This window comes from Micromonospora sp. NPDC047762, assembly GCF_043204655.1.
Classification (GTDB): domain Bacteria; phylum Actinomycetota; class Actinomycetes; order Mycobacteriales; family Micromonosporaceae; genus Micromonospora.
The window spans coordinates 253,842-273,150 of the sequence record NZ_JBIDCQ010000001.1 but is presented as its reverse complement, the minus strand read 5'-3'; the positions used below and the strand labels follow the sequence as shown (position 1 = coordinate 273,150).

Sequence of the window (19,309 nt, the reverse complement as noted above, 5' to 3'; positions counted from 1 at the left end):
TGTCCTCTGTTCCATCCGGGGCGCAACTTAGGTTAACCTCCCCTAACCAAGGATGACCTTACCTGGAGGGGTGCGTGAAACGGAACTGGGAGGCCCTGGTCCTCAAGGCCATGGGCGGGCGGGACTTTCAGTTGACCGTCCTGGGCACCGAGTCAGTCGACGGGCACTACCAGCGACTCCTCCTGGACGGGGGCGGCCTGCTGGAGGCGTGCGGGGTGCACCCCACGATGTGGATCCGGCTGTGGTTCGACAACGACGGCCGAGCCCACCAACGCGCGTACACGCTGGTTGACCCCGACCCCGCCACCGGCCGATTCACCCTCGAATTCGCCATCCACGACGGCTGCGCGGCCCGCTGGGCCACCACGGCCACTGTCGGCGACACCATCAGCGCGACAGTGCAGGGCAGCGCCTTCGAGCTGCCCGACCCCGCGCCTGAGCACCTTTACCTGGTCGGTGACGCGGCCTCGCTGCCCGCGGTCAACAGCCTGCTCGACGCCGGTGCCGACATCCCGGCGACGGTGTGGCTGGAGTACGCCCACGAGGGCGAGAAGGCACTCGCGCTGCGGGCCCGGGCGCACCACGACATCACCTGGGTGCCGCGGCGCGACGAGGGTCAGCACCTCGTCGACACGGTCTGCGCGGCCCTGCCGACCAGCGGTGCGGGCCACTACTGGGTGGCCTGCGAGGCGGCAACCACCCGGGGCATCACCCGGCACCTCCGCAAGACGTTGGGCGTCGACAAGGACCGGTTGACCTCCCTCGGCTACTGGAAAGCGGCATGAAGGGCCGCCTCGGCACCCTGACCGCGCTGTACGTCACCCAGTACCTCGGCGTCGGCTTCATCACCGTCGGGCTCACCGCCATCCTGCGCGACGGTGGCACCTCGCTGGACACGTTGGCGCTGTTGCAGATCGTCGGTCTGATCTGGCCCGTCAAGTTCCTCTGGGCACCGATCCTCGACCGGTACGGCTCACGGCACCGCGGCCACTACCGCTCCTGGTTGCTCGTACTCCAGACCGCTCTGGTGCTCGCCCTGCTGGCGTTGCTGCCCTTCGCCAGTCCGGCCGACGCGCTCGGCCCGATCGTCGCGATCTGCGCCGCGTACGTGTTCTTCTCGGCCACCCAGGACATCGCCGTGGACGCCGTCGCGGTCCGGATGCTGGCCGAGTCGGCCCGGGGGACCGGCAACGGCATCCAGGTAGCGGCGAGCTACCTCGGCAACCTGCTCGGCGGCGGCGCCTGCGTCCTGGTCTACGACCAGTTCGGCTGGGCGTCGGCGATCGGCCTGCTGGTCGCGATGACGGCGGTCGGCCTGCTGGTGGTGTGGCGGTTCCAGGAGCCACCCCGTACCGACCGGGTGGAACGGGTCGGCACTGCCTACCGGGCGTTGCTGTCGGTGTTCGGCCAGCCGGGCTGCCGGTGGTGGACCTTCGGCGTGGTGCCGCTGGTCTACGTCGGGGCGGGCATGGCGTACGCCCTGGTCACCCCGGCGCTGGTCGACGCCGGGTGGTCGTTGGGTCGGATCGGCGTCGTCACCGGTGTGGTGACCAGCGTCCCGGCCATCGTGGCGGGCCTGGTGGCGGGGCTCGGGATCGGGCGGTTCGGTCGCGGTGGCGTGCTCGTGGTCGGCGGCGTCGCGCTCACGGTGTCGACGTTGCTGCTGCTGCCGCTGATGAACGGCCGCGCACCGCTGGGCGGGACGGTCGCCGCGCTCTGCTGCTTCATGGTGGCCTACACCATCGCCAACGTCGTGCTCTACACGGTCAACATGGACTACTCCCGGCCCGACACCGGCGGTACCGACTTCACGGTGCTGTCGTCGTTCGGCCTGGTCTGCTCGTTCGTGGCGGCGTCCATCGGTCTCGCGGCGGCCGACCGGGTCGGCTACCCGGCGGTCGCGGTCGCGGCCATCGTCCTGGTGGCCGCCGGCGTCGCCCTCGGCCTCGTCCACCAGCGGCGGTTCCCGCACCGGCCCGGCCCCGCCGTCGGCCCGGCGGTCGAGCAGCCCTCCGAGCAGCCGGCAGTGGACGGCGTCAAGGCGGTGGCGTGACAACGGTCCAGCCGGCCACCGACACCGCGACATCGGCACGACTTCCACAGCGATGGCTCATCCTGGCGGTGCTGTGCGTCGCGCAACTGGTAGTGGTGTTGGACAACACCGTGCTGACCGTGGCGGTGCCGGTGCTCACCACCGAGTTGGGCGCCAGCACCGCCGAGGTGCAATGGATGATCAACGCGTACGCGTTGGTGCTGTCCGGGTTGCTGCTCACCGCCGGTAGCGCCGCCGACCGGTACGGCCGCCGCCGGATGCTGCTCGCCGGGCTGGTCCTGTTCGGGGTCGGCTCGCTGGCCGCCGGTCTGGCCAGCACCAGCGGGCAGTTGATCGCCGCGCGGGCCGGGATGGGCGTCGGTGGGGCGCTGTTGGTCACCGCGACGCTCGCGGTGGCGATGCAGGTCTTCGACGCCACCGAGCGGTCCCGGGCGATCGGCATCTGGGCGGCCACCAGCGCGTTGGGCTTCGCCGTCGGGCCACCGATCGGCGGCACGATCCTCGCGCATCTGCCGTGGGGCGCGATCTTCCTGATGAACGTGCCGATCGTGCTGGTCTGCCTGCTCGTCGCTCGCGCGCTGGTCCCAGAGTCCCGCGGGCCGGCCGGCGGCCGACTCGACGTGCTGGGCGCCGTGCTCTCCACAGCCGGTCTGACCGCTGTCGTCTGGGCGATCATCTCCGGGCCGGAGCGCGGCTGGGCGTCGACCGAGGTGGTCGGCGCGGCGGTCGTCGGCGTACTCCTGCTCGGGATCTTCGTGCGGTGGGAGCGACGGATCGCGCACCCGATGCTGGACATGCGCTTCTTCCGGGACCGGCGCTTCGTCGGTGCGATCTCCGGCGTCGTGCTGATCACGTTCGGCGCAACCGGCGCGCTGTTCCTGCTCACCCAGCACCTCCAGTTCGTCAGGGGTTACCCCGCCTGGGAGGCCGGTCTGCGGATGGCGCCCTTCGCGCTGTCCATTGTGCTGCTCAACGTCAGTGGCGTCGTCGCGAGCGTGATCCGTCGGCTCGGCCTCGCTGTCGCCATCGCCGTTGGCATGACGCTGCTCGCGGCCGGTCTCGCGCTGGTCACAGTCTTTCCGTCCGACGGGTACGGGGTGCTGCTGGTCGGGTTGCTCGTCATGGGTGTCGGCTGCGCATTGGCCAACCCCGCGATCGTCGAGGCGGTGATGAGCGCGATCCCGACGGCGAAGGCAGGCGCGGGCGCGGGTGTCGACGGCACCATGACCGAGGTCGGCAGCAGCCTCGGCATCGCGGTGCTGGGTGCCGTGCTGAACGCCCGGTTCGCGGCGCTGCTGCCGGCGGCCCTGGCCGGCGCCGGGTCGTTTCCCGCGGCCCTCGCCGCAGCCCGTGGAGAAGCCGAGCGGGAGGTGGTGACCGTCGCCTTCGCCTCGGCACTGGAGACGGGGCAGTTGGTGGGCGCGGCTGCGGTGTTGATCGGTGGCCTGGTGGCCGCCGGGTTGCTACATAGGGCAGACCGCATCAAATCCGTCTAATAAGGGTAGGCTACCCTAATAGTGGCATCGTGGTAGTCGACGGAGGCGGTATGCAGCTGTACCTGACCGCGCTCAACCCCACCGACGCGCTCCTGGACGGGTTACTCCCGGCGGCGGCGTCGCTCGGGCTGTCGGCGACAGTGCTGACCGACCGGCCCGCCGAATGGCCGGCCGACGTGCGGGTGGCGCGCTGCGCCGTCCGCGACCCGGCCGCCGTGGTAGCGGCGGCGGCCCCCGCCCGGCCCCTGGCGCTACTGTCCAACAGCGACCATCTCCAGGAGGCCACCGCGATCGCCGCCCGAAAGCTCGGCCTGCCCGGCAAGGACCCGGACGCCGCCCGTCTCTGCAAGGACAAGGCCGCGGCCCGCCGGGCGATCGCCGCTGCGGGCCTCGATCTGGTACGCACCGTCACCGTCGACCCCGGCGCCACGCCGGACGTGCCGACAGTGATGTTCCCGGCGGTGGTCAAACCCCGCGAGGGGGTGGCCAGTGAGGACGCCTACCTGGTGACCGACCACGCCGAGCTGGTCGCCCGGGTCGCCGAGATCCGTGGCCGGCGGCCGGAGGTGGCACTGGTGGTCGAGGAGTACCTCGCCGGTGAGCTGCGGACCTTCGAGACCCTCGGTGACGGCACCGAGCTGGCCTCCCTCGGCGGATGGCGCACCGGCCTCGGCCCGCCGCCGACCTTCACCGAGGAGAGCCTCGCCTGGTCGCCCCCGGCGGAGCAGGCACGCACCCAGTTGCGGGAGCGGCTCGACGCCCTCGGGGTCGGCTTCGGCGCCTGCCACACCGAGTACGTCGTCTCCGACGGCCGGGTCCGGCTCATCGAGGTGAACTACCGTCTCATCGGCGACCGGATGGACCTGATCCTCGCCGACCTGCTCGGTGTGCCGTTGTTCGAGTACGTCATCCGGCTGCACCTCGGCGAACCGCTGGCCGCCCTCGGCCTGCCCGACACCGTCGACCGCTACGCCCGGGTCGAGTACGTCTGCGCGGACCGGTCCGGCCGTCTCGTCACCGCACCGGGCCTCCTCGACACCGTCGACGGCGACGTCCGGCTGGGCTGCCGTCCGCTGCGCGAGGTGGGCCGCACCGCCGAGCACACCGGCACGAACCGCGACTACCTCGCCGTGCTGCACGGAATCGGCCCCGACGAGGCCACCGTCCGGCAGTCGCTGACCGCCCTCCGCGACAACCTCCAGTGGATCATCGTCGGGTGAGCGACGACTGTGAGCGGGAGGTCCTCGCCCGGGTGCTCGACGCCCTGCTGCGCGAGGATCACCTCGGTCTGTGCAGCGCCGGCCGAACGGACGGCCCCGGCTGGTGGCAGGGGCCGCACCCTGACGGCCTGCTGCGCATTCCGGTCCGGGCGGACGGGTTTCAGCAGGCCCTGCGCAGCGCCGCGCCGATGGTGCTGCTGGTGACCCACGCCGGCGAAACGCAGCGCGCGGAGACGCTGGACAGACTGTTGACGCTGCTCGCCCCGTACGACAACGCCGAGGCCGAGGCCGGCTGGCGGGACTTCGGCGTCGAGTGCCGCGCCGACCTGCGGGCCCGACGCCTCGCCGCCCGCAACCGGGCACGGGTGTTCACCGAGGTGGCCGCCGAACGCGGGCACACCCCGACCGGCCTGCCGGCGGCGCTCCTGGACGACGTGCTCGCCGCCCACCACGGCCACCCGCTCTACCCCACCGACCGGTGCCGGCACGGTCTTCGCGACGACGAACTGCTCCGGTACGCCCCGGAGCACGCCCCACGGTTCGCGCTGCGCTGGTACGCCGCCCCGGCCGACGACGTGCGACTCGCTGGCGAGCTGCCATCGTGGTGGCCGAGCGCGCCCCGACCGGATCAGCTGCTGCTGCCAGCGCATCCGATCACGGTGGCCCGCGACGCGCTCCCGGTGGTCGACCTGCCGGTGACCCCGGTGCGACCCACCCTCTCCATGCGGACGGTGGCGCTCGACCACGACCCGTACCTGCATCTCAAACTGCCGCTGCCGACCGCGAGTCTCGGCGCGCGTAACCGACGCACGCTGCAACCGGGCTCGCTCGCCGACGGCGCGGCCGTCGCCGGGCTGCTCGACCGGATCGCCACCGCCGAACCCAGCTTCGCCGGCCGGATCCGGCACGCCGACGAGAGCACCTGGGCGCACGTCGACGGCGACGAGCGCCGTGGTTTCCTGCTGCGCCGATTTCCGCGCGACCTGGGCGACGTCCAGGTGGTGCCGGTCGCGGCCCTCGCCGCCGCCGACCCGGTGGCGGGCACTGTCCTCGAACGGATCAGCCCGCAGCGGCCCGTCGCGCTGCTGGAGTCCTACCTGGACCTGCTTCTCGACTGGCACGTCTTCCTCTGGCTGCGCCACGGGATCGCGCTGGAGGCGCACCCGCAGAACATCCACCTGCTGGTGCACCCGGACGGCGCTGTCGCCCTGCTCTACAAGGACAACGACGGCGCCCGGCTCGACCCACGACACGACGGCGTGAACGGGCTCGCCCTGCACGACGACCGGATGTGGGCGCGCGACCCGCACGAGTTGGCCGACGTGTTCATCACCATCACCCTGCACCTGGCCGCTGCCGCGCCACTGGTCGCCCTGGCCGCCCGAGGACTGCCCGTGCCGACACCCGCCGAGGCGCTGGTGCCCCGGCTCGCCGCCGCCCGCGACCGGTGGGGCGACGGACCGGCGGTGCGGACCTTCACCGAGCGGGTCCTGCACGCCGCCCAGTTGCCCATCAAGGCGATGCTCACCGCCGGCACCCTGCTGCCCAAACAGCGGCTCGGCTGCGCCGACATCAACAAGTACTACCTGCGTACCGGCCCTAACTACCTCCGGGAGACACGATGACGAGCGCCCAGCTGCGCTCCCGGCCGGTCAGCGACACCGGTCAGCGCGCCGACCTGGCCGCCGCCCACGCCCTCTTCGGCTGCCTGTTGCGCGAGCTGACCCCGCCGGTGGGCACCCCGACCGTTGTCGACGGCGCGGTACGGCTGCTACTGCGGCACCTCGACGTCACAGTGCGCTGTGCGGTCGCGCGAACCTCGCCGCTCGGCGCGCACCGCTACAGCGGCCCGGTCCAACGCAACACGGGCAGCGGACGGTGGGAAGACCTGGACGCGGACGGGTTGGCCGCCCTGGTCACGGCGGAACTCACCACCCGTACCGGCCTGGCCAACGACGAGTTCGCCGAGCAGGTCAGGGCCAGCCGGGACACCGTGGCCCGGCTGCTGGCCGACCGACCGGCCGAGGATCCGACCCCCACCGGTGATCCCGCCATCGACGCGTACGTCGACTCCGAGCAGTCGCTGGTCTTCGGCCACCCGCACCACCCCACTCCGAAATGGCGTAGCGGCGACCCGGACAGTTGGCGGGCGTACGCGCCGGAGCTGCGCACCGCGTTCCGGCTGCACTGGCTGGCCGTACCGGACGACCTGACCGCCGACGCCGGGCCGTTCGATCCGCTGGTGGCCGCGCTCGACCCGCCACGTCCCCCGCGCGGGTACCGCGTCCTGCCGGTGCACCCCTGGCAACTGTCGCTGATCCCGCCCACCCATCCACGGCTGCGTGACCTGGGGGCGGCCGGTGTGCCGGTACGACCCACGGCGAGCGTCCGTACCCTCTACGCCCCCGAGGCCGACCTGTTCGTGAAGACCAGCCTGCACGTGCGGATCACCAACTGTCTGCGCAAGAACGCCCGCTACGAGCTCACCGGAGCGGTGGCCCTGACCGACCTGCTGGCCCGGGTGCCGCTGCCGGACGGGGTGGGGCTGCTCGCCGAGCCCGCCTACCGCACTGTCGACGTCCCGGGCCCGGACGAGGCGTACGGGACGATCCTGCGCGGCGGTTTGCGTCCGCACCTGCGTCCCGGCGACACCCCGGTGCTGGCGGCGGCTCTGGCCGTGACGCCGCTGGTGACGTCGGATCCGGTGGCCTGGTGGCGCGCGTACGTCGGCCTGCTGGTGCCGGCGGTGCTGCGCAGCTGGCTCAGCCACGGCGTCGTGCACGAGGCGCACCTGCAGAACGTGGTCGTCGTGCTCGACCGGGATCACCATCCGGTACGGATGCTGCTGCGCGACCTGGAGGGGGTGAAGCTGGACGCCGACCGATGGGATACCTGGCCGGACGGTGTCCCGGCGCAGGTCCGCTACGGTCCCCGGGCCGCCCACCGCCGGATCGTCTACTGCCTGTTCGTCAACCACCTCGGGGGGATCAGCGGGGCCCTCGCCGACGCGCGGCCGGGAATCGAACGGCGGCTGTGGCAGGAGGTGCGCACCGTCGTCGATGCGGTGGCCGCCGACCTCGGGGAGCCGGCGGAGCTGCGCGCACTGCTGACCGGGGAGCCGCTGCTGGCCAAGGCGAACCTGCTGGTCCGGTGGCGGCGAGACGCCGACCGGGCCGCGCCGTTCGTACTGGTGCCGAACCCGATGGGTGGGCCACGATGACCCGACCGGTCTACGTCCACGACCTCGACGCGCTGGCCGGGCAGGCCCGCGCCATCCGGGCGGCGCTGCCCCGGCCGGTCGAGCTGCTCTACGCGGTCAAGGCCAATCCGGATGCCGGTGTGCTGCGCACCCTCGCGCCGATCGTCGACGGGTTCGAGGCCGCCAGCCGGGGCGAGCTGCGCAGGCTGGCGGAGGTGCTGCCCGGACGGGCGCCGGCCGCGTACGCCGGACCGGGCAAGACCGACGCGGACCTCGCTGCCGCTCTCGCCGCCGGGGTGCGCCGCATCCACGTCGAGTCCCCCACCGAGCTGGCGCGACTCGGCGCGCTGGCCACCGCGGCGGGCCGGTCGGCCCAGGTGCTGCTGCGGGTGAACCTGCCCGTCGACGCGCCGGGCGCGAGCCTGGTCATGGGCGGTGGACCCAGCCCGTTCGGCATGGACCCGGCCGACGCGGTGGCGTGCGCCCGCCGCCCGCCCGCCGGCATCGACGTACGCGGAATCCACGCCCACCTGGCCAGCGGACTGGACGCACCGCTCGCCGCGACGGTCGCCGCCGCCGTGGTCGACTGGGCGGCGGCCGAGGTCGACGCCTCCGAGGTCGACGTCGGCGGCGGCATGACCGTCGACTACACCGACCCGGACGCGCGGTTCGACTGGGCGGGTTACGGCCAGGCCCTGACGGACGTCCTCGACAGGCACCCGGGCGTGCGGCTGCGCATCGAGCCGGGCCGGTCGGTCACCGCCTACTGCGGGGCGTACCTCACCGAGGTCGTCGACGTGAAGCGTTCCTACGGCGAGTGGTTCGTGGTGGTGGCCGGTGGGACGCACCATCTACGGACTCCGGCGGCGAAGGGCCACGCGCAGCCGTTCACCGTGCACCCACGGCCGGATGCCGGCGGCCCCCGCACCGACGGCGGGCCGGTCACCGTGGTCGGGCAACTCTGCACCCCGAAGGACGTGCTCTCCTTCTCGGCCACCGCGGGGCCGATCGGCGTGGGTGACGTGCTGGCCTTCACCATGGCCGGGGCGTACGCCTGGAACATCAGCCACCGTGACTTCCTGCTGCACGAGCCCCCGCACTTTCGCACCGGTGACCTGCACGAAGTGGCTGTCGAGTGGGCGGCCCGGCCGCTCGGGACGTGAGCCCGGGAGGCTCGATCGGCTCGGTGTGTTATCGATAACATGCTATCTTTCACCCGGGAGTGAAGGGCACGCTCCCGGTCACCCGAGCCAGCGGCGAAGACGCGCCGAGGGGCCCGCCCCCTCCCGCCGCCTTCCCGGTCGGTGACCAGTCCGGGCCCCCGTCGATGCCAGGCGACCACTGTTGGTCGTCGAACGGCAAGGAGCCCCAGCAATGCTGAGACGTAGGTTCTTCCTCCCATCCATCGCGGCCGCGGCGCTTGTTCTCGCGGCCACCACCGGCGGCGTGTTGAGCGGCGGCTTCGGTGCGACGGCGGTGGCCGCCACCAACGGCACCCTCGCGGCGACCGCCGGCTGCGGCAAGGCCCCCACGCTCGCCAGCGGGACGCGGACGATTCAGAGCAGCGGACAGAGTCGTACGTACAACCTGCGGATCCCGGACGGTTACGACCGGAACCGCCCCTACCGGCTGATCTTCGGCTTCCACTGGTTGAACGGCTCGGCCAACAATGTCACCTCGGCCGGTTACTACGGGCTCCAGCCGCTGTCGAACAACAGCGCGATCTTCGTCGCCCCGCAGGGTCTCAACGCCGGCTGGGCCAACACCAACGGTCGGGACCTGACCCTCTTCGACGACATCTCCCGGCAGATCGAGAACGATCTGTGCGTGGACACCACCCAGCGCTTCGCCCTGGGCTGGAGCTACGGCGGAGCGATGAGTTACGCGGTGGCGTGCGCCCGGCCCACGATCATCCGCGCGGTCACCGTCCTGTCCGGCGCGAACCTCAGCGGGTGCAACGGGGGCACGCAGCCGGTCGCCTACTTCGGCATCCACGGCATCTACGACAGCGTGCTAAACATCTCCCAGGGTCGGCAACTGCGCGACACGTTCGTACGAAACAACGGCTGCACCGCGCAGAGCCCACGGGAGCCGAGCCGAGGCAGCCTCACCCACATCACCACGACGTACGCGGGTTGCCGGGCCGGCTACCCGGTGCAGTGGGCGGCGTTCGACGGGGACCACACCCCGAGCCCGGTGGACGGTTCGGGCAGCCCCAACGACTCGCGGACCTGGACGTCGGGGGAGATCTGGAGGTTCTTCAGCCAGTTCGCGTCGACCACGCCGCCGACGACCGACCCGCCGACCGATCCGCCGACTGACCCGCCGACCGATCCGCCGACCAGCCCGCCGCCGACCGGGGGGCCCGGCACCTGCGCTGCCACCTACCGGACGACCAACACCTGGCCCGGCGGCTTCCAGGTCGAGGTGACAGTGGCCAACACCTCCACCGCGCCCTTGAACGGCTGGACGGTGGGCCTGACTCTGGCCAGTGGTCAGGCCATCAGCAGTCTGTGGAGTGGCGTCAACACGGGCACCACCGGCAGCGTCACGGTCAGAAACGCCGCCTACAACGGCACAGTTGGCCCGAGCGCGTCGACCACCTTCGGGTTCACCGCCACGGGCAACGGTGCCACGGCACCCAGCGGCGTCACCTGCACCAGCCCCTGAGTCCGGCAGAGGGGGGCCCGGAGCCGACCGGCTCCGGGCCCCGCGGCTGAGCCGACGGGCCTTTGCGGACAGTTCACGGTCGGGAAGGGCCCTTCGCTGACGGACCGTGCGCGCGTCGTACCGTTGCGGACATGAACCCGGCCGCCAGGCGAATCGCGATCGATGCCCTCATCGCGGTCGTCGTCGCGGCCGTGGTCGCGGTGGCGATCCGGGTCGCCGACGAGCCCGGCGCCCGGCCGCCGGACGCGCGCGCCTACGCGATCGGCGCGGTGATCGGGCTGCTGCTGGTCTTCCGGCGCCGCTGGCCGCTGCTGGTGCTGGTCGGCTCGGTCACCGCGCTGATGATCTACTACATCCTCGAGTACCCGGGCATCCCGCCCGCCCTCCCGCTGGCCGCCGCCCTCTTCTCCGTCGCGGCCGCCGGCCGGTTCACCTGGGCGCTCGTCGTCGCCGGGTTCTTCGTCGTCCTTGAGCTGATCATGCGGTACACGCTGCTCGGCGAGGGTTTCTTTCCCGCTCTCTCGGCCACCCTCGAAGAGGGCTCGCTGCTCGCGGCAGTGGTGCTGCTCGCCGAGACGATCCGCACCCGCCGGGTCCGGTTGGCCGAGGCACAGCAACGTCTCGCGGTGATGCGCCAGGAGCGTCAACACGAGGTCGCCCAGGAGCGGCTCCGCATCGCCCGCGAGGTCCACGACGTACTTGGTCACACGATCGCCGCGATCAGTGTGCAGGCGAGCCTCGCCGACGACGTCTTCGACAGCAAGCCGGCCGAGGCGCGGGCGGCGCTGCGGAGCATCCGGGGCGCGGCCCGTGACGCCATGCACGAGGTCCGCTCGGCGATCGGCATGCTCCGCGACGCCGGTGAGGTGCCCGATCTGGCGCGGGTCTTCGCGGTCGCCGAACAGGCCGGCGTGAAGGTGCGGTCGGGAATCGCGGGCACTCCGCGCCCGATCCCGCCGGAGGTGGCGCTCTCGGTCTACCGGATCGTGCAGGAGTCGATCACCAACACCGTCAGACACGCCGGAGCGACGACCGTCGACGTCACGATCGCCTACGCGGGCGACGCCGTCACAGTGGAGATCGTCGACGACGGAGTCGGGTCCGGGGCTGGCCGGCGGGGGCATGGGGTGGCCGGCATGCGGGAACGGGCCACCGCTGCCGGCGGATCCCTTGAGGCCGGGCCCCGGCCGGAGGGTGGGGGGTTCCGGGTGGCCGCGCGGCTGCCGGTCGAGGTGGGGGAGACAGCGTGACGATCCGGATCGTGCTGGCGGACGACCAGACGCTCGTGCGGGCCGGCTTCCGGGGCCTGCTCGACCACAGCGACGACCTGGAGGTGGTCGGTGAGGCGTCCAACGGCGCCCAGGCTGTCGAGATGGTCGCCGCGACCCGGCCGGACATCGTGCTGATGGACGTGCGAATGCCGGTGCTCGACGGCGTGCGGGCCACGGCCGCGATCGTCGAACGGTTCCCGGCCGTGCGGGTCATCGTCCTGACCACCTTCGAGCTCGACGAGTACGTCTTCGAGGCGCTGCGGGCCGGCGCGAGTGGCTTCCTGCTCAAGGACATCGAGCCCGACGAGCTGCGCCAGGCGGTACGGGTGGTGGCCGGCGGCGACATGTTGATCTCGCCGCGGGTGACGAGCCGGCTGGTGAGCGCGTTCGTCAGCACTGTCGCACCGACGCCCGTCGACGGCGGCCGACTGGCGGTGTTGACCGACCGCGAGCGCGAGGTGATGAGCCTGGTGGCCATCGGGCTGACGAACGAGGAGATCGGACGCAGGCTGTCGATGAGCCCGGCCACGGCCCGTACCCACGTCCACCGAGCCATGGTGAAGCTCCGCGTCCGCGACCGTGCGCAACTCGTCGTCCTCGCCTACCAGACGGGGCTCGTCGCGCCCGGCCGCTGACTACGGCCCCTGTTTCCCGGGTGGTGCTGGCTACGGCGATTCCCGTACGCACCGGCCGTTCCTCAGCGGATGCCACGCGGTACGCAGCCTTCGTACGTTGGCGTCATGTTTGAGGTCGGAGAGAACGCCGACGGGATCCTGGCCGGGGTCCTGTTCCTGATCTGGCTGTCCGCGGCGATCCTCGCCACGCGGCTGGCCTGGCGGCCGACGCCCGATGCGCTGCACAAGAGCGCCCGTCGGTTGCTGCGTCTGCTCGTCGCCGCGCTGGTGGTGCTCGCAATCAAGTGCGTCGCGATCGGGCTGATGCTCGCCGTCGACTGGATCTTTGCCGACAACCGCGTGATCGTGCAGATGCCGCTCCTGCTGCTGCCGATGCTGGCCGTCGCACTCTGGACCGTGCCGGGCCTGCGCGCCCTGGCCAACCGCGTCGACGCACCGGTCGACGCCGGGATGCGCTCCGCCGTCGCCGACCCCCGATTCGTCGTGCCGGTTCAGGTGGCGGCCGTGGCGACAGTGGTCGGCGTCCACGTCGCGTACGTGTCCCGTCCGGTCCCGTCCTACCTCGACGACATCGCGACCCACTCCGCGCCGATCCTGTTGTCGGCGGTGGTGCTGTGGTTCTGGCAGGGGCGTCGCCTGCGGGTCGTCACCGCCACCGACTTCGCGCGCCGGGACCGGCGGGCCCGCGGTCTGCGCGCCACCGCGCAGGCCGCCGTCGTGGTGCTGGTCGTCGCCGCCGGCATCACCTACGTGGCGCAGAGCAGCAGGCTGCCCGACCGGATGAGCATGATGTCGCACGACAACGTCGACTACGGCGGAGGCCCGTCGTTCGGTCACGGCGGTCATGGCGGGGTGTCCGTCGACGACCTGCGTGGGCCGCGGACCGGCAAGCCCGACAGGGCCTTCACGCTGACCGCGAAGAACGCGACGGTACGGCTGTCGTCGGGCGCGGAGATCGATGCGCTGACATACAACGGACAGTCGCCCGGGCCGGAGCTGCGGGTCCGCGAGGGAGACCTCGTCGAGGTGACGCTGCACAACGAGATCCCCGACGAGAACGTGACCATCCACTGGCACGGTCTCGACGTCCCCAACGGTGAGGACGGCGTGGCCGGCGCGACGCAGAACGCGGTGGAGCCGGGCGGCAGCTTCACCTACCGGTTCCTCGCCGAGCAGGTCGGCACCTTCTGGTACCACACCCACCAGAACCCACTGGAGGCGATCAGGCGGGGCCTGTTCGGCGCGCTGATCGTCGAGCCGCGCGACGGCCCACCACCCGGCGAGCGTGACTTCGTCGTGCAGGCCCACGAGTGGCGTACGCCGACCGACACCATCGTCTCGTTCGGCACGAGTGACACGCTGCAACGCCAGGAGGTCGCCCCGGGCACGCCGGTGCGGCTGCGTCTGGTCAACACCGACAACAACCCGTCCACCGACAGCCGTCCGCGGTCCCTGACGGTCAACGGCGCACCGGTGCGGGTGGCGGCGATCGACGGGGTCGACGTCAACGGTCCGACCCCGCTGACCGACCCGCGGTTCGGGCTGGCGACCGGTGGACGCTACGACGTGACGTTCACGATGCCGGCGGTCCCGGTGCGGCTGACGGACCTCGCCAACCGCGACGCCGGGCTGGTCCTGGCGCCACCGGACGACACGTCGACGCCGAGGATCGTCGACGACGGGGACCGGTTCGACCCGCTGTCGTACGGCTCCGGCGGCTCCCGGCCCTTCGACGCCGGCTCGTCGTACGACCGCTCGTTCACCCAGCTCCTCGACGACCGGCTGTCCTTCTACAACGGGGGTCTCCACCTGGTGCCGATCATCAACGGGCACAGCTTCCCCGACACGCCGACGCTCATGGTCCGGACGGACGACGTGGTCAAGGTGCGGATCGTCAACCGCAGTCACCAGAACCACCCGATGCATCTGCACGGCCATCACGCGTTGGTCCTGTCCCGCAACGGTGTCGCCGCGACCGGGTCACCGTGGTGGATCGACAGCCTCGACGTGATCCCGGGCGAGATCTACGAAATCGGCTTCACGGCGGACAACCCGGGTCTCTGGATGGACCACTGCCACAACCTCGACCACGCGGCCAACGGCATGGTGATGCACCTCGCCTACGAGGGCGTGACGTCCCCCTATGAGCTGGGTCGCGGCACTCCCAACCAGCCGGAGTAGACGGACCCGTCGCGTCTTCCCCACCGAGCAAGTGCGCGGTTGAACCGAGCTCCATCGGTTCTCGACACTGGTGGGGGAGGTGCGGACATGACTGGTGACTTCAGCGATTTCAAGGTGGCGGATCTGTCGCTGGCAGCCTTCGGGCGTAAGGAGATCGAGCTGGCCGAGCACGAGATGCCGGGTCTGATGTCGATCCGGAGGGAGTTCGCCTCGCGACAGCCGTTGAAGGGCGCACGGATCACCGGCTCGCTGCACATGACAATCCAGACGGCCGTGTTGATCGAGACGTTGGTGGCGCTCGGCGCTCGGGTCAGGTGGGCGTCCTGCAACATCTTCTCCACCCAGGACCACGCGGCGGCGGCGATCGTGGTCGGCCCGACCGGCACCCCGGACGCCCCGGCGGGTGCCCCGGTCTACGCCTGGAAGGGCGAATCCCTCGACGAGTACTGGTGGTGCACCCAGCAGGCGTTGCTCTGGCCGGACGGCCAGGGCCCGAACATGATCCTCGACGATGGTGGTGACGCCACGCTGCTGGTGCACAAGGGCGCCGAGTTCGAGGCGATCGGCGCGGTCCCGTCGCCGGAGAGCGCGGACTCCGAGGAGTACGAGGTCATCCTCGGTGTGTTGACGCGGTCGTTGCGCGAGGACAACCGCCGCTGGACGCGGGTCGCGGCCGGGATCAGGGGAGTGACCGAGGAGACCACCACGGGCGTGCACCGGCTGTACGAGATGCAGCAGGCAGGGAACCTGCTCTTCCCGGCGATCAACGTGAACGACTCGGTGACCAAGAGCAAGTTCGACAACAAGTACGGCTGCCGGCACTCGCTGATCGACGGGATCAACCGGGCCACCGATGTGCTGATCGGCGGGAAGGTCGCCGTGGTGTTCGGCTACGGCGACGTCGGCAAGGGATGCGCCGAGAGTCTGCGTGGTCAGGGTGCGCGGGTCATCGTGACCGAGGTGGATCCCATCTGCGCCCTCCAGGCGGCGATGGACGGCTACCAGGTCGCAACCATCGACGACGTGGTCGAGACCGCGGACATCTTCGTGACCGCGACGGGCTGCCTCAGCGTGATCACCAACGAGCACATGGCGCGGATGAAGCACCAGGCGATCGTGGGAAACATCGGCCACTTCGACAACGAGATCGACATGGCAGGTCTCGCGAAACGCGACGATGTCGAGCGGATCACCGTCAAGCCGCAGGTGGATGAGTGGCGGTTCGCCGACGGCCACTCGATCATCGTGCTGTCCGAGGGCCGGCTGTTGAACCTGGGCAACGCCACCGGGCATCCGAGCTTCGTGATGTCGAACAGCTTCGCCAACCAGACCATCGCGCAGATCGAGCTGTTCACCAGGACCGACCAGTACCCGATCGGTGTCCACACTCTCCCCAAGCACCTGGACGAAAAGGTGGCCCGACTCCACCTCTCCGCGCTGGGTGTCCACCTCACCGAACTGACAAAGGAACAAGCCAGCTACCTCGGCGTCCCGGTCGAAGGGCCCTACAAGCCCGACCACTACCGCTACTGAGAGGGCCCCTCCGCATGATCGCCGTGTCCGGCTCGATCGCGACCGACCATCTGATGCGCTTTCCGGGGCGGTTCGCCGAGCAACTCATCGCCGGAAGCCTCGACAGCGTCTCGCTCTCGTTCCTCGTCGACGACCTGGTCGTCCGGCGCGGCGGGGTCGCCGCCAACATCGCCTTCGGGCTCGCTCAACTCGGGCACCGGCCGGTGCTGCTCGGCGCGGTCGGTGGTGACTTCGGCGACTACCGCAGCTGGCTGGAGCGGCACGGGGTCGACTGCTCGGAGGTGCAGGTCAGCTCCATCGCCCACACCGCCCGGTTCATCTGCACCACCGACACCGACCTCTGCCAGATCGCATCGTTCTATCCCGGCGCGATGGGCGAGCCCGACCGGATCAGCCTCGACGGTGTCGCCGAGCGTGCCGGAGGGCTCGGGCTCGTCATCGTCGCCGCGGAGAACCCGGACACGATGCTCGCCCGCGCCGCCGCCTGCCGTCGGCTGGGCCTGCCCTTCGCCGCCGACCCGTCACAGCAGTTGGCCCGGATGCCGTCGGCCGACATCGAGGCGATGATCGACGGCGCTGGCTACCTGTTGACGAACGAGTACGAGGCGGCGCTGCTGGAGTCGAAGACCGGGCTCAGCGAAGACGACATCCTGCGCCGCGTGGGCGTGCGGGTCGTGACGCTGGGCGCCAACGGGGTACGGATCACCGGGCGGGACGGCGACGTCCTGGTGCCGGCGGCCCGGGTGGGCGACATCGTCGACCCGACAGGCGTCGGCGACGGCTTCCGGGCCGGCTTCTTCGCCGCGCTCGCCGCAGACCTGCCCATCGAGCGGGCGGCGCAGGTCGGCTGTGTTCTGGCGGCGCACGTCTTGGAGGTCGAGGGTCCACAGGAATACACGATCGACGCGGACGCTTTCGAGCGCCGCCTCGTCGAGTCCTACGGCCCCGACGTGGCGGTGGATGTGCGCGCGCTCGGGCTGGCCCGGGTCTGACCGGGCCAGCCGGCCGAGCCGGAAGGCACCCGGGGGTGATCGGCTAGCCTGCACGGGTGCGTACACCGCTTCCGGCCGCGGGTTCAACTCGCCGCGGGCTGATCGCCGCGGCGACGCTGGCACTGCTCGTTTCGGGGGCGTGCGCCGACGCCAAGCCGACATCCGAACAGCAGCGAGGGCCCGATCCCGAGGTGCTGATCGATGAGCTGACCGCCGGCCTCTCCCGGGACAACCCCTACCGTGACCCGGACACGGAGGAGCGGGCGACGGCCCGGCGGGCAGCGCGGTCGCTGGTCACCGAGCCGACTGCCGCCAACGACCTGGATCAGGTCTTCGGTGACCTCGGCTTCCGGGCTCATCATGGTACGGACCCGGTCACCGACCGGCCGTTCGCGCTCTACCTCGCCGATGGGTCGGACGATCGTTCCTGGGGTGCCGTGCTGGTGGACCGGGGCACCGCCCCACGCACGGTGATCGAGGTGCCGCACCCCGGCTTCGACATCAACACGGAGAAGCTGGGCCTGGCCGTCTACCGGAAGACGCCGGCAAGCGTGCTGCTCGTCGCCGGGGCACACCGGCAGGCCGCCGACAGCGACGCGGACGTCGCCCACAACGACCGCTCGCTGTTCCACACCCTGGCGGCCGAGCTCGCCAGGAACGACCTCGACCAGATCCAACTGCACGGCTTCGCCGACCGGAATTTGCCCACGTCCGACGCGGTGGTGTCGACGGGGTCGGCTCCGGTGACCCCGGTGGCCCGCCGGATCGCGGACGGCCTCTCCGGGGCCGGGCTGAACACCTGTCGGGCGTGGGTGCGGAAGTGCGGCCAGCTTGAGGGTAAGACCAACCAGCAGGGCCGGGCCGCGGCGGAGCTGGAAGCGGTCTTCGTCCACCTGGAGCTGAGCTGGTCGGTCCGGCGGGACGCCGAGGCCCGTGGCCGTGTCGCGGACGTGCTCGCGGCGCAGCTCGCCGTGGCCTGACCCGTCGCAGGGTCGCCGTCGAGGTCAGATCCGGCGGGCCGTCCGCCAGCGCAGGGCCCAGTAGCCGGTGCCGTCCAGGATGGACTCCCCACCCAGGTCACCCATGGTCGGGCCGTTCGCGGTGGTACGGCTCGAGATGAACCTGTGGTGTCCCCGGTCGTCGACGCCGAGGTACATGCCGGAGTGCTCGATGTTCGCGCCCTGCACCGGCCCGGCGTTGAAGAACAGGAGATCGCCGGGGAGCAGCCGATCCAGCTCCCGGGCCCGCTTGCCGGTGTTCGGCATCAGCAGGGCCCCTGGTCCCACCGAGGCCATCGCGGTCGCCCGCCGGGGCAGGCCGGGGCCGGCGTTGTTCGTGCCGAGGAGCGGGTAGCCCATCCGGTAGCCGTAGACCATGCGCAGGAAGCCCGAGCAGTCCAGGCTGCGGATGTGCGACGCCGTCGGCTTCTCCTTCTTGTCGGGGAACTCCCACGACACGCCGAGGTAGTCGTAGAAGTCGGAGTTCTCGGCGCGACCGTCCGGGTCGATGTCCGACAGAGGCCCGAAGGCGGCGTCGCCGGAGTACTGCCGGCCTTTCGCGTCCTTCTTCGGCACGGCGACGTAGGTGTACTCCCGGGCCACCGCCAGCACGTCGGGCGAGCGGTCGGTACGGGCCTTACGGAACCAGTCGGTGAACCACTTCTCCTTCTCGGCACCCGCCCGCCACTCCCGTGGTGCCAGTCGTACCCAGAGCTCGGCGGGGACCTTGGCCTTGGTGAACCGCGACTCGGCGAACGTCCGCTTCGGGCCGCTGATGTGCACAGTGCGGGCACCGTCGGTCATGATCGCGACGGTCTTGCCCTTGGCGTCGACCATCTGCGTCCGGTTCGGTGCGGCCAACCGTCGGTAGCTGTAGCCGGAGCCGCTGGTCACGGCGGCCTGCGCGGCCTGCGCCCCGAGGCTCAGCTCGATCGGATCCGCCGCGCTGTGCCGGGCGATGACGTAGGCGAAGGTGCTGCCGCCGCTCAGCAGAGCGAAGGCGGCGACGGTCATCAGCATGGCGCGGCTGCGGGAGTAAGTCCGGTAGTTCATGCCTGTTC

15 protein-coding genes are annotated in these 19,309 nt (G+C 71.3%); 14 read left to right on the top strand and 1 reads right to left on the bottom strand.

Translation table 11 applies throughout. The features are described 5' to 3' along the window. Nucleotides 1–74: 74 nt before the first annotated feature. The 14 genes from ACGF3C_RS01335 to ACGF3C_RS01270 all read left to right on the top strand — a co-directional run bounded on the left by ACGF3C_RS01335 (nt 75) and on the right by ACGF3C_RS01270 (nt 18,230). Complete coding sequence (locus tag ACGF3C_RS01335) at nt 75–785, top strand: siderophore-interacting protein (RefSeq protein WP_393217664.1); 711 nt, start codon at nt 75–77, stop codon at nt 783–785. Next, complete coding sequence (locus ACGF3C_RS01330) at nt 782–2,053, top strand: MFS transporter (RefSeq protein ID WP_393217662.1); 1,272 nt, start codon at nt 782–784, stop codon at nt 2,051–2,053. Before ACGF3C_RS01335 ends, ACGF3C_RS01330 begins: the two co-directional genes overlap by 4 nt. Then, entirely contained in the window at nt 2,050–3,549 is a 1,500-nt protein-coding gene (locus ACGF3C_RS01325; protein ID WP_393217660.1) for an MFS transporter, read from the top strand. The genes ACGF3C_RS01330 and ACGF3C_RS01325 overlap by 4 nt, the downstream gene beginning before the upstream one ends. A 50-nt stretch (nt 3,550–3,599) precedes the next feature. Then, entirely contained in the window at nt 3,600–4,769 is a 1,170-nt protein-coding gene (locus ACGF3C_RS01320) for an acetyl-CoA carboxylase biotin carboxylase subunit family protein (protein ID WP_393217658.1), read from the top strand. Further along, nucleotides 4,766–6,394: an IucA/IucC family protein gene (locus ACGF3C_RS01315; protein ID WP_393217656.1), complete on the top strand. Its 1,629-nt coding sequence runs from the start codon at nt 4,766–4,768 to the stop codon at nt 6,392–6,394. Before ACGF3C_RS01320 ends, ACGF3C_RS01315 begins: the two co-directional genes overlap by 4 nt. Next, complete coding sequence (locus tag ACGF3C_RS01310) at nt 6,391–7,989, top strand: IucA/IucC family protein (RefSeq protein WP_393217654.1); 1,599 nt, start codon at nt 6,391–6,393, stop codon at nt 7,987–7,989. The genes ACGF3C_RS01315 and ACGF3C_RS01310 overlap by 4 nt, the downstream gene beginning before the upstream one ends. Further along, nucleotides 7,986–9,131, top strand: coding sequence for an alanine racemase (locus tag ACGF3C_RS01305; RefSeq protein WP_393217652.1), 1,146 nt, complete (start codon nt 7,986–7,988; stop codon nt 9,129–9,131). Before ACGF3C_RS01310 ends, ACGF3C_RS01305 begins: the two co-directional genes overlap by 4 nt. A gap of 211 nt (nt 9,132–9,342) precedes the next feature. Continuing rightward, nucleotides 9,343–10,638 carry a cellulose binding domain-containing protein gene (locus ACGF3C_RS01300; protein WP_357221971.1) on the top strand — a complete coding sequence of 432 codons (1,296 nt, stop codon included), beginning with the start codon at nt 9,343–9,345 and terminating at the stop codon, nt 10,636–10,638. Nucleotides 10,639–10,769: 131 nt separating this feature from the next. Beyond that, nucleotides 10,770–11,888 (top strand): sensor histidine kinase, encoded by a 1,119-nt coding sequence (locus ACGF3C_RS01295; RefSeq protein WP_393217650.1) that lies wholly within the window; start codon nt 10,770–10,772, stop codon nt 11,886–11,888. Then, a complete protein-coding gene (locus ACGF3C_RS01290) occupies nt 11,885–12,544 on the top strand; it encodes a response regulator transcription factor (RefSeq protein ID WP_357221975.1) in 660 nt (219 codons plus the stop codon). The genes ACGF3C_RS01295 and ACGF3C_RS01290 overlap by 4 nt, the downstream gene beginning before the upstream one ends. 105 nt (nt 12,545–12,649) lie before the next feature. Next, nucleotides 12,650–14,725 (top strand): multicopper oxidase family protein, encoded by a 2,076-nt coding sequence (locus ACGF3C_RS01285; protein ID WP_393217647.1) that lies wholly within the window; start codon nt 12,650–12,652, stop codon nt 14,723–14,725. 87 nt (nt 14,726–14,812) lie between these two features. After that, on the top strand, nt 14,813–16,258 hold the full coding sequence (gene ahcY, locus ACGF3C_RS01280; protein WP_393217645.1) for an adenosylhomocysteinase: 1,446 nt from the start codon (nt 14,813–14,815) through the stop codon (nt 16,256–16,258). A gap of 14 nt (nt 16,259–16,272) precedes the next feature. After that, on the top strand, nt 16,273–17,250 hold the full coding sequence (locus tag ACGF3C_RS01275; protein ID WP_357227928.1) for a carbohydrate kinase family protein: 978 nt from the start codon (nt 16,273–16,275) through the stop codon (nt 17,248–17,250). 56 nt (nt 17,251–17,306) lie between these two features. Then, on the top strand, nt 17,307–18,230 hold the full coding sequence (locus tag ACGF3C_RS01270; protein WP_393217643.1) for a hypothetical protein: 924 nt from the start codon (nt 17,307–17,309) through the stop codon (nt 18,228–18,230). A 24-nt stretch (nt 18,231–18,254) separates the two neighbouring features. Here the strand turns inward: ACGF3C_RS01270 and ACGF3C_RS01265 are convergent, their stop codons facing one another. Then, nucleotides 18,255–19,301 (bottom strand): NlpC/P60 family protein, encoded by a 1,047-nt coding sequence (locus ACGF3C_RS01265; RefSeq protein WP_357227923.1) that lies wholly within the window; start codon nt 19,299–19,301, stop codon nt 18,255–18,257. Between the last annotated feature and the right edge of the window lie 8 nt (nt 19,302–19,309).